Genomic DNA, 9,262 nt, shown 5'->3' with positions numbered 1-9,262 from the left:
GTCCGACCGTCTGGAAAACACGCGGGGGATCGCGCGCCTGGCCGCCGTGCTGGTGATCTTCCACTTCGTGTGTTTCACATGGCTGTTTTTCCATGCGGAAGACATGGAAAGCGTGTGGCTCTACCTGACCGCCATGACGCCGCTGCACCCGGGCAGCTTTGCCCAGGTCACTCCTTTCACGCTGGGCCTGATCGTGCTCGGTATCGGCCTGCATTTCGTGTCCACAAACATACCCGGGCGTGTGGGCGCCCTTGCTGCCGTGCAGCGTATGCCGGACTGGGCGCTGGCCCTTGCGTTTGGTCTGTGCGTGCTGATGATTGACGCCGCAGGGCCAAGCGGCGTTGCCCCCTTCATCTATTTCCAGTTCTGATGATGCAGGTATTCAATCCATCCCCCACGCGCCGCCTGCTGGCCCTTGTGCTGGTTGCGGCCTCGGCTGGCATCCTGTTCGGGTCCGGCCCCATTCTGGCCTGGACCGAGCAGCTTCCGCCCACCGTGCCGTGCCAGACGACGCTTCAGTCTGTGGCCGAGCGGTGGAACACGCTCGCCGGGCACCTGAAAATGACCGCGCCCTATGACACCGTCCGGGCGCTGGAACGTCAGGTCGAAAATTATCGTTTCGCGCCCGCGCCAGATCAGTAAGGGGCTGAACAAGCGGTCACGGCAGGCGTATGAGCAACCTGCTGAAAAACTGTTTGAAAACAAATTATTTGGTAAAAATAAAAGTTTTTGGGTGCCGTTTTTTTTCAAAAAGGCGACGTTCTTCGCCAAAAACTTTCTTATGATTGTGAGGATGTTTTCTGGGCTGATTGTTCAAACAGTCTCTAAGAACCGGGCCTGCGCCTTGTTCCAGCGTGTGTCACGGTGTTCCGCCTCTACAAAGCCTGGCCTGCCAGACAATGTACCCACTGCAGAAGTCTATTTCAGGCACCGCGATGCATGCTGCCAAAGGGGCGTCAGATCAACTTCTTGGTGCGTTTTTCATTGAGATCAACGTCAAGCCAGAGCGGTTGAGGCAAATGTTTTGCGGGCAGGTCTGCCGTTCACCATTTTGCGGTGGGATTGATATGTATTTTCTGTAATTCGCTCATGACAATCCCTGATATTATTGAGCAACGGAAACCCGCTTGGCTCAAGGTCCAGCAGACTGGAAATCAGAGAAGTGCCTGTCATTCAGCCAAAACTCGCAGGAAACTGCGGTAAAATAGCTGGCGTCCCGTACGGGAGCTTTTTTACCAAAACCTACAACATATTGATTTTTATAAACAAAAAATCACAAAATCTTGTTTTTTATTCACTGTGTTACACGTGTGTAGCACACATCAAGATTGTCAGACAATATTTAAAATTGCTTATCCGGTGAGACAAAGAATATCTGTTGGAATAAAAAAATACTTTTACAGTCAGTTAATGAATCGTCAGCTTTTCGCAAGGGAAGGTTGGGCGATGATAAAAAATGACCTGCATCAAGGAGTAAGATGAAAGTGACTAATCAGCCGGGCTTAGATGATCGCCATCGTGACAAAGATGGTGAGATTCGACACAAAAATCCTACAACTAAAATCAGCACTTTGCGTGAAACGTATGGAGAAAAATTTGCTCCAGGTTACGATGACGACGATACCCTTGGAGATTTACTGAAAAAAGAAGACGTTGAGTCGCTATCAAAGTATATCGAGAAGACAAAAAAGAAATAAAAAATCTGAGGTTACGACTCTTAGAGAGGGTCGTAACCTAATTGTTATCTCGTATTTTTGCATAAAACATATTCTAGTTAAGAGGTAAAAAAAATATTGCTTAAATATGAAATATATTTTATCATTAGCTATAGATAGTTTTCATTTAATAGTCGGGGTGTTGTGCCATGAAAAACAAAACTAAAATATTTAGTATTTCTGCTGCGGTGGGTGCATTAGTTGCAAACTCTCAAGATGCAGTGGCTTCGGTAACGCATGAAGAAAAATCCGAAGCATCGACAAGGCAGGGAGAAACTGTTTCTCCAGCATCCGTAAAACTTGCCGTTGGTAATGATTTGATGAGCTTTACAATGTCGCCATCTAATCCTTCTGTGGTGTTAGCTTCTCACGAATCGCATTCATCTCACTCTTCTCACGCTTCTCATGCCTCTGGAATGTAAGTGAACTATCCTGTGGACAAAATTAGCTTAATATTTAAGAAGCAGGATCAGAGTATAAAAGCTTTGCAGGAAGCCTCTTATAGAATGATAGGGACGGCTTCCTGTCAAATTATCTCTGATGATGAGAGCTATATTTGCTTATTATCTTCTGATCATCATGAAGCCTTAGATAAGCAATACATTGAAAATCATTTTCTAAACCTTGTTACTGATGAAAATCTTCGCGCAAAAATTCATCAGGAAACTGAAGGCACTCGTAATTTAATATTGGCTTTAGCTTTTGGTGCTCTAGCTGAAGAATCAGAATTACGAAACGTTTAAAATAATGGTAAAATTTTTATCGCAAAGTGACTTCTTCACTCAAAAAGAAGAATTGGTTCTGTTGCCATTCCGTTTTGAACGCATGGCAGATGGACGTTTTATAATTTCCAATCTTCTTGGTGATATGGATTTTTTCACGGAGGATGAATTAAACAAAATTGTAAATAAAGATATTTTCCCTGGAGATGGTTTGTATGAACGTGCATTTAGCTTACAATTTATCGCAAATGCACCTCAAGAATTTCAACTTCAAACGTTGGCGGCACGTTTAAGAAGCAGATTACAATTTCTTCAAACCCCAACTCCTCTTCATATTTTTGTTGTTACGCTAAGGTGTGAGCATTCTTGTCCTTATTGCCAAGTTTCACGTAGAAGCTGTGATAAGCAACTATATGATATGCCTCTGGAAATAGCATTCAAAGGTGTTGATGTCGCGTTTCAGACACCATCACCTGCGATTAAAATTGAGTTTCAGGGTGGAGAACCTTTACTTAATTTTTCTCTTATTAAAGAAATTGTTCTTTACTCTGAAAGGAAAAGTTCAGAAATAAAGAAATACGTTTCGTTTGTTATGACAACAAACCTAGCGTTAATGGATGATAATATTTTAAGTTTCTGTAAACATCATAACGTCCACATTTCCACCTCGTTGGATGGTCCTGAATCCTTACACAACAAAAATAGGCCACGACCTGGCGGAAATAGTTATCAACTAGCAAAACAAAATATTCAGAAAATACAAAAAGAATGGGGAAATGATTACGTTAGTGCGCTGATGACTACAACAGAAGCCAGCCTCTCAGACGTAAAAGGGATTATTGACGAATATGTAAACCTTAATTTGGGGGGTATATTTTTACGCCCACTTTCCCCTTATGGATTTGCTATCAAAACAAAATATTATAAAAAATATGATGATCACGAATGGTTTGATTTTTATAAAAAAGGATTGTCTTATATTTTAGATATTAACAAAAAGGGGAAGCACTTTCCTGAGTTTTATACCGCGTTAATTTTAAAAAGATTACTCACTGATATTCCTACGGGCTATGTAGACTTGCGTAGCCCATCAGGTATTGGTTTGGGCGCATTGATATACAATTATGATGGTAAAGTTTATGCAGCAGACGAAGGACGAATGCTTGCAGAGATGGGAGACCACGAATTTCTCCTTGGTGATATCAAAAAAGACGATTATTTTGATATTATTCTTTCTGAAAAATTAATTTCTATAATTTCTAAAACGCTCACTCAATGTGCTCCACAATGTAAGGATTGTGTTTTTGAGCCTGTTTGCGGTGCTGACCCTGTTTATCATTATGCGACTCAGAAAGATGTCTTGGGAATAAAATCCCTTTCCAAGTTTTGTAGTCGTCAGAAAAATGTAATTTCATATATCGTGAATATTCTACAAAATGATCCAGAAGATGCAAAGATTTTAAGGAGTTGGATAAGATGAAGCCTCTTACATTGTCCGGTAATATTGTTGATTTTAAAGTAAATAAAAAATATCAGGATAATGATGTCTTTCGTGTTTTTGATATGCAATCAAAACATGGGGGAAATAAAAATATATATTTGATTACGACAGAGGAGAGTGAAAACCTTTGGGGTGATGATGAAAATAAAGTGTACTTATATATAGACGGACTTTACATAAATAAAAAAAATAAAAACTTTATAGTTTTACCAAAATCATTTTCATACCTAAGCTCTGGGGATGCTATTGCATTTAACTTTTCTAAAAAAAATCTTAGAGTTTTATTTAGGGAAAATTCACGCCACAATTATTTTCTCGTAACTGAAAATTGTAATCATTATTGCTTAATGTGTTCACAGCCTCCTAAAAATTTAGATGATAGTTGGGTGTTGAATAGATTAAAGAAGCTAATTCCGCTTTTACCTTGTAAAACTGATTTCATCGGTTTTACAGGAGGAGAGCCTTTTACAAACGTTGATTCTTTTCTGGAAATAATCAGCCTATGTAATGCACATGTTCAAGCTAATCATATCCATGTTCTCAGCAATGGACGATATTTTAAAGATAGATTAATTGCTGAAAAGCTTTCTAAGGTAGCAAATAAAAATTTGACGATAGGCATACCTCTCTATTCCTCCGTGGATTGGATACATGATTATGTTGTGCAGTCTAAAGGTGCATTAAACGAAACCATGATGGGAATTTTGCACCTAAAAGAATACGGTTTAAATATTGAAATCAGGGTTGTTTTAAATAAAATAACAACAGAACGTTTGGAAGAAACTGCGTTATGGATTTCTAAAAATTTACCTTTTGTAAATCATGTTGCTTTGATGGGATTAGAAAACACAGGTTTTGCATTGGCTAATGATGACGTTGTGTGGATTGATCCTGTAGAATATAAAAAAGCTTTGAGTAACTCAGTCAATATTTTGCAGTCAGTAGGGCTATCCGTTTCTATCTATAATTTACCATTTTGTGTTTTGGACCAGTCTGTATGGAATATATCGCGTCAATCTATAGCAGACTGGAAAAATGCTTATTTGCCTCAATGTGAGACATGTCAAGCCAAGCCATATTGCGCGGGTTTTTTCTCTTCGGGACGACCCAAGTTGAGCTCAGGAATTACTCCAGTGAAAGATTCAAAAGTCCTAGAGCTTTTGAAATAACTTCATATGTTTCCTGACCAGCATGATTGCCTGTTTCTTCATGCGCTCAGGAGGTTCAATTCCCATACCCTGAAGACGTTCCAGCAAAGCCAGAACAGCAGAGGCATCCTCTGCACTGACAGCAGGTTTCCCATTGGTAGCCACCAGGGCTTTCCCTGCATTTCTGTCCTGTCTGATTTTTTCCAGAATAGCCACTGTCAGCCATTCTCCGGCTTTCATGCCCTGCTTCTGGCTCTGTGTAATCACAGCTTGCCGGACATCAGCAGAAATTCCCCTGATACCCCATGTTTTCGTGTTGTCTTCCATATGTTTCCTTCTCTGTTGAACAGATTTGTCCAACCAGTATGACAAAGAAACAAGCAAGGAAGGCAGGCTATTGCATGGAATGGCTCAACAGCCAGTTTGACAAAGAATGTCCAAAAAGATGTTTATCAGAAATTGGATAACAAACATGCAATTCTTGATAGAGTTTTATGTTATTTACAAACGCAGTTTATATTTTACTTGCATAAATTAACATTTCGTGCTTTAATAAATGAAAAAGCCAGATGCGACAAACATCCAGCTTTAACAAATGCGATGGAGAAGAGGCCACCGAGAACAAAACAACCACGTTTTATGATTTTGATTATGTAGTATTTAAATGAATTAGTCAAGTAAAAAATGTAGTTCTCGTAATTTTTTCTTCATCCTGATTAAAGGAGAAGAATTTTATGGGATTAGCATTTAAAAAACCTGAAGTAGCACTCGACAGATATCCATACGATTGGAGGATGAAAAGGTTCATGCCTTACAATCCAAATCTGTTTTTCATCATGGGTCAGAAATTAAAACAGCCTGATGCAAAAGGCAGAACGTGGTGGGATAAACCTTACCATATCTCGGAATACGAAACCGTTTTTGACATGGCCCAGGATATTGAAGATTCCTATATCTCCATGAACTGGTTTTACAAATGCAGTCGCAGGGGTGAGTTTGTCGCGGTTTTTGACCATATCTGTATCGACCTTGATTGCTACAAATATGAAACCAACCCCACCATTCAATATCACGAGCTTGGGGAAAATTATGAAATCCTGCTCAAGTTCTGTGATGACAACAATATCCCCCGCCCCTCCAATATCCTCAGTTCTGGCAGAGGTATTTATCTGCATTATACATTTGAATGTCCTGTTCCAGCACGATGCAAGGGACGCTTTCAGGCTACCCACAGAGAACTGTTAAGAAAATTCATCCCATGGGGAGCAGACCAGGCGACCTATGATTTTTCACGTGTCTTTCGTCTTCCTGGGAGTGTGAACTCTCAGCATGCAAGGCGTCATCGATGCGAGTTCCTTGATTACAGAGGTCAGTTCTATGACTTCTCGACCCTGTGCGACATGGTTCTTCCAAAGAAATACGAGGATTACAAAAAGCAGAAGATAGCCAGGCAGGAGAGACGTGAAAAAGCCAGGGTTGAATATCTGGCTCGCAGGAAAACCAATGAGCTTGTTCCTGATGAACGTGGAGCCCAGGGTTTCAAGGGATGGGCCTCATGGGCCAAGAAAGGGCTGTATGACCTGAAAACCCTTGGTTTCCTGCGCTACAGGGGGCCAGTCAGAAAAGGGGAATGTGATATTTTCTGCCATGAAGCTGGTATTCTTCTGGCTCAGATATCCAACCCTGACAATCTTCCCTCCAATCTGGAACAATGGGCTGAAGGCGTGATTGATGAGGGATATATTGCCAAACATATGCACAACGCCATGCAGACCCTCTACAAGAAAGCTGGTCAGGACTATTCAGCCAAAAAGCGACACAAAGGCTACACGACTGGAACAAAGACCATCATTCAGAAATTAGGCATTACCTGCGAGGAAATGAAACATCTGAGTGTCCTCATTGACCATGAGGAAAGATTGCTCAGAAAACGCACCAAACGCCAGACTGAAGGACGTAAGGAAAGACCAACAAGTCAGGGACAGACCAGAGAAGCATGGCTTACGGAAAATAATCTGTCAGTTTCCAAACCATGGGAAGCCCTGAACATTTCCAGAGCGACTTATTACAGAATGAAAAAATCAGGGACTTTGTAAGGTTCTGGTTTTGTTTTTGACGTGAGACAGGTGGGGACGGATAACTATGGATTATGAAATCCACCCATCCTTTTTTTTTTCTTTTTTTCTTTTTCCCTGTCACTTTCAGATTAATCAGACACATTTTTCTGTTTCTTGTGATTCACTCTATCAGGTTCGTTCCATATCCTCCGTAAATCTCCATAATTGACCCGTGGATGCGATTTTTCCCCTTTCAGGGAAGATTATACCCTTCGTTCCTGTTTCGTGTCTGTGTGTGGCTTATTTCGCGTTTTATCTGATTCACCAGATTCATCTGGAAAATCTGTTTCTGGTTTCAAAGGTCACTACAGATTTTTTTTCTTTGTAGTGAACTTCCGGTTTTCTCCATAAATGAACCATAGAAGCAGGGTTTACCTTCAAAGGGTATAATCTTCCCTGACAGTCTGTTTTGTTTCTCTCCATGGCTTATTTCGCATTGGAACAGCATGTCTGATGCTTTCCCATCCGGGTTATTCCAGAAAATCTGTTCGTGGCTGATATCCTGGGTATTTCGTTCATTCCTGATATTTTTGTCATATAGTCGCACAGGTTTCCTGTTGAACCTTGCTGTGTTTTTTCTCTCACCAGTCAACAGAAAACCCTGTTGACCATTTCATGCAAAACAAGCAACTGAAACAACAAACAAACCCGTTGATTGTTTCCATTAATATTATAGATATTTGATATATTTATTTATATAAACATATATAAATATTGCAATTACTGTAAATATAGTTTATAAATAACGTATATTTAAGGAGTTATTGAATGGAGTAATACTATGATAAATTACAGCACTATTTTTTCCCTGTTATCTGAAGGCATCAGAATCCCGGATAATCGTTCCTGTCCGTTGGCAGGACGTTACCTGCGTTGTTTTTCTGATGAACGTAAGGTGGGACGTTCCACGGTTTTTTACATTCGTGATTTTGTCATGGTGAACGCACCAAGAACATCTGTTGCGGATAAAGTGGAAGAAGCTGGATATGACATTCTGGGTTTATTTCCAAACTTCATAGACGTTCCTGCAAACGTCAAGGACAAGGCTGGTTATAAGCGTAAAGTTCTGGAACAACTGGTTCAGCCATATCTTCAGCCTTTCATCACCAAAAAACGTATGGATTTTGGGTATGACAGGATGCTGATGCCTGCCCTTGGGCAATTAAGGAACTGCTTCTCTCAGGTTCAGAAAACCATCCTGAAAGACATCTGGGAAGGACTGAAACCCGCAGAGATTTCCATGCTCTGGTGGAACAATGATTTTTCCCGTCTCATGACCAGTCTGGACACCGACAAGGCAATAAAAGCCCTGTTGAGACAGATAGAAAGACCGGAAAAACTGGCTCAGTGTCCGATTTCAGAAAAGAAGAAAATTCCTGCAAAAGCGTATCTGGTCCTGAATGTTGAAACGACTGGTCGGGAAAACGATGACCAGGTGATTCAGATTACGATAACCAATCATAAGGGTAATTTGCTGTATAATCGTTTCTGTCAGCCTTCTGTGTCCATTCAGAAGGAAGCCAGTAACCACCATCACATGACGAAAGATATTTTCACACGAGCCACACTTATGGGAAACCAGAGTGTCACAACATGGCAGGAGATTTACCCTGAAGTGGTCAAACATCTATCTGGAAGGACTGTCTATGCGTTTAATGTGGCGTTTGACGCTCAGATGGTTCTGAACACCTGCAAGGCTTTTGACCTTGATACAGGCTGGATGAAAACGTGTCATTGGGTGGATATGAAGCTTTACATGAACTCAGCCACTCGTATTAGCAGAGAGTTAGCAGGGGAACTAGTGGATGAGTTTGAAGAAATTGTAATCGTATCGGCTCAGGTCATTCCTTTCCCGGCTCATCGTTGGCAACAGTTTGCACAGCAAAATGCCGTGCGTGTTTAAACCTCTTAATTCTCCAGAATATCACGCTAAAAAAGAATGAAACAGGGCAATGAACGAAGTGATGCCCTTGGCGATAGCAAGGTAAAGTTTAATCTTAGGTCACTATGTGACCGGGGGGTCTGGGGGGATTTTTTCGAATTTTTGACCAAAGTATCG

9 protein-coding genes and 1 pseudogene are annotated in these 9,262 nt (G+C 41.0%); 9 read left to right on the top strand and 1 reads right to left on the bottom strand.

Annotation, left to right across the window (positions count from 1 at the left end; all coding sequences use genetic code 11):
• The 7 genes and pseudogenes from GXY01S_RS15505 to hxsC all read left to right on the top strand — a co-directional run.
• A pseudogene (locus tag GXY01S_RS15505) lies at positions 1–370 on the top strand (MBOAT family O-acyltransferase); the annotation flags it as partial.
• The gene (locus GXY01S_RS15500; protein WP_061276562.1) at positions 370–642 is read left to right on the top strand and encodes a hypothetical protein; all 273 of its coding nucleotides are present in this window, start codon (positions 370–372) and stop codon (positions 640–642) included. The pseudogene GXY01S_RS15505 and the gene GXY01S_RS15500, both read left to right, overlap by 1 nt.
• An 836-nt stretch (positions 643–1,478) precedes the next feature.
• Positions 1,479–1,697, top strand: a complete 219-nt coding sequence (locus GXY01S_RS17560; protein ID WP_082770926.1) for a hypothetical protein — start codon at positions 1,479–1,481, stop codon at positions 1,695–1,697.
• A 167-nt stretch (positions 1,698–1,864) separates the two neighbouring features.
• Positions 1,865–2,137, top strand: a complete 273-nt coding sequence (locus GXY01S_RS18355; RefSeq protein ID WP_146222801.1) for a hypothetical protein — start codon at positions 1,865–1,867, stop codon at positions 2,135–2,137.
• Positions 2,138–2,458: a hypothetical protein gene (locus GXY01S_RS18350; RefSeq protein WP_146222802.1), complete on the top strand. Its 321-nt coding sequence runs from the start codon at positions 2,138–2,140 to the stop codon at positions 2,456–2,458.
• Positions 2,459–2,462: 4 nt separating this feature from the next.
• Positions 2,463–3,917 carry a His-Xaa-Ser system radical SAM maturase HxsB gene (gene hxsB / locus GXY01S_RS17555; protein WP_082770925.1) on the top strand — a complete coding sequence of 485 codons (1,455 nt, stop codon included), beginning with the start codon at positions 2,463–2,465 and terminating at the stop codon, positions 3,915–3,917.
• A complete protein-coding gene (gene hxsC, locus GXY01S_RS17550) occupies positions 3,914–5,107 on the top strand; it encodes a His-Xaa-Ser system radical SAM maturase HxsC (protein WP_082770924.1) in 1,194 nt (397 codons plus the stop codon). The genes hxsB and hxsC overlap by 4 nt, the downstream gene beginning before the upstream one ends.
• On the opposite strand, the gene GXY01S_RS15490 is transcribed toward hxsC, so the two are convergent.
• On the bottom strand, positions 5,090–5,413 hold the full coding sequence (locus tag GXY01S_RS15490) for a hypothetical protein (protein WP_061276558.1): 324 nt from the start codon (positions 5,411–5,413) through the stop codon (positions 5,090–5,092). The genes hxsC and GXY01S_RS15490 overlap by 18 nt on opposite strands.
• 407 nt (positions 5,414–5,820) lie before the next feature.
• On the opposite strand from GXY01S_RS15490, the gene GXY01S_RS18345 reads away from it, so the two are divergent.
• Together GXY01S_RS18345 and GXY01S_RS15475 are read left to right on the top strand one after the other, a co-directional pair.
• Entirely contained in the window at positions 5,821–7,182 is a 1,362-nt protein-coding gene (locus GXY01S_RS18345; RefSeq protein ID WP_146222803.1) for a hypothetical protein, read from the top strand.
• A gap of 802 nt (positions 7,183–7,984) precedes the next feature.
• Positions 7,985–9,106: a 3'-5' exonuclease family protein gene (locus GXY01S_RS15475; RefSeq protein ID WP_146222804.1), complete on the top strand. Its 1,122-nt coding sequence runs from the start codon at positions 7,985–7,987 to the stop codon at positions 9,104–9,106.
• Positions 9,107–9,262 lie beyond the last annotated feature (156 nt).

Source organism: Komagataeibacter xylinus NBRC 15237 (assembly GCF_001571345.1).
GTDB classification, from domain to species: Bacteria; Pseudomonadota; Alphaproteobacteria; order Acetobacterales; family Acetobacteraceae; genus Komagataeibacter; species Komagataeibacter xylinus.
Note: the sequence above shows the minus strand (reverse complement) of the source record. Positions and strands in the feature narration are given on the sequence as shown.

Bases quoted from the DNA above. Each gene is read 5' to 3' on its own strand.
- GXY01S_RS18345 (WP_146222803.1), top strand. From the start codon at position 5,821: ATGGGATTAGCATTTAAAAAACCTGAAGTAGCACTCGACAGATATCCA.
- hxsB (WP_082770925.1), top strand. From the start codon at position 2,463: ATGGTAAAATTTTTATCGCAAAGTGACTTCTTCACTCAAAAAGAAGAA.
- GXY01S_RS15490 (WP_061276558.1), bottom strand. From the start codon at position 5,413: ATGGAAGACAACACGAAAACATGGGGTATCAGGGGAATTTCTGCTGAT.
- GXY01S_RS18355 (WP_146222801.1), top strand. From the start codon at position 1,865: ATGAAAAACAAAACTAAAATATTTAGTATTTCTGCTGCGGTGGGTGCA.
- GXY01S_RS17560 (WP_082770926.1), top strand. From the start codon at position 1,479: ATGAAAGTGACTAATCAGCCGGGCTTAGATGATCGCCATCGTGACAAA.
- GXY01S_RS15475 (WP_146222804.1), top strand. From the start codon at position 7,985: ATGATAAATTACAGCACTATTTTTTCCCTGTTATCTGAAGGCATCAGA.
- GXY01S_RS15500 (WP_061276562.1), top strand. From the start codon at position 370: ATGATGCAGGTATTCAATCCATCCCCCACGCGCCGCCTGCTGGCCCTT.
- hxsC (WP_082770924.1), top strand. From the start codon at position 3,914: ATGAAGCCTCTTACATTGTCCGGTAATATTGTTGATTTTAAAGTAAAT.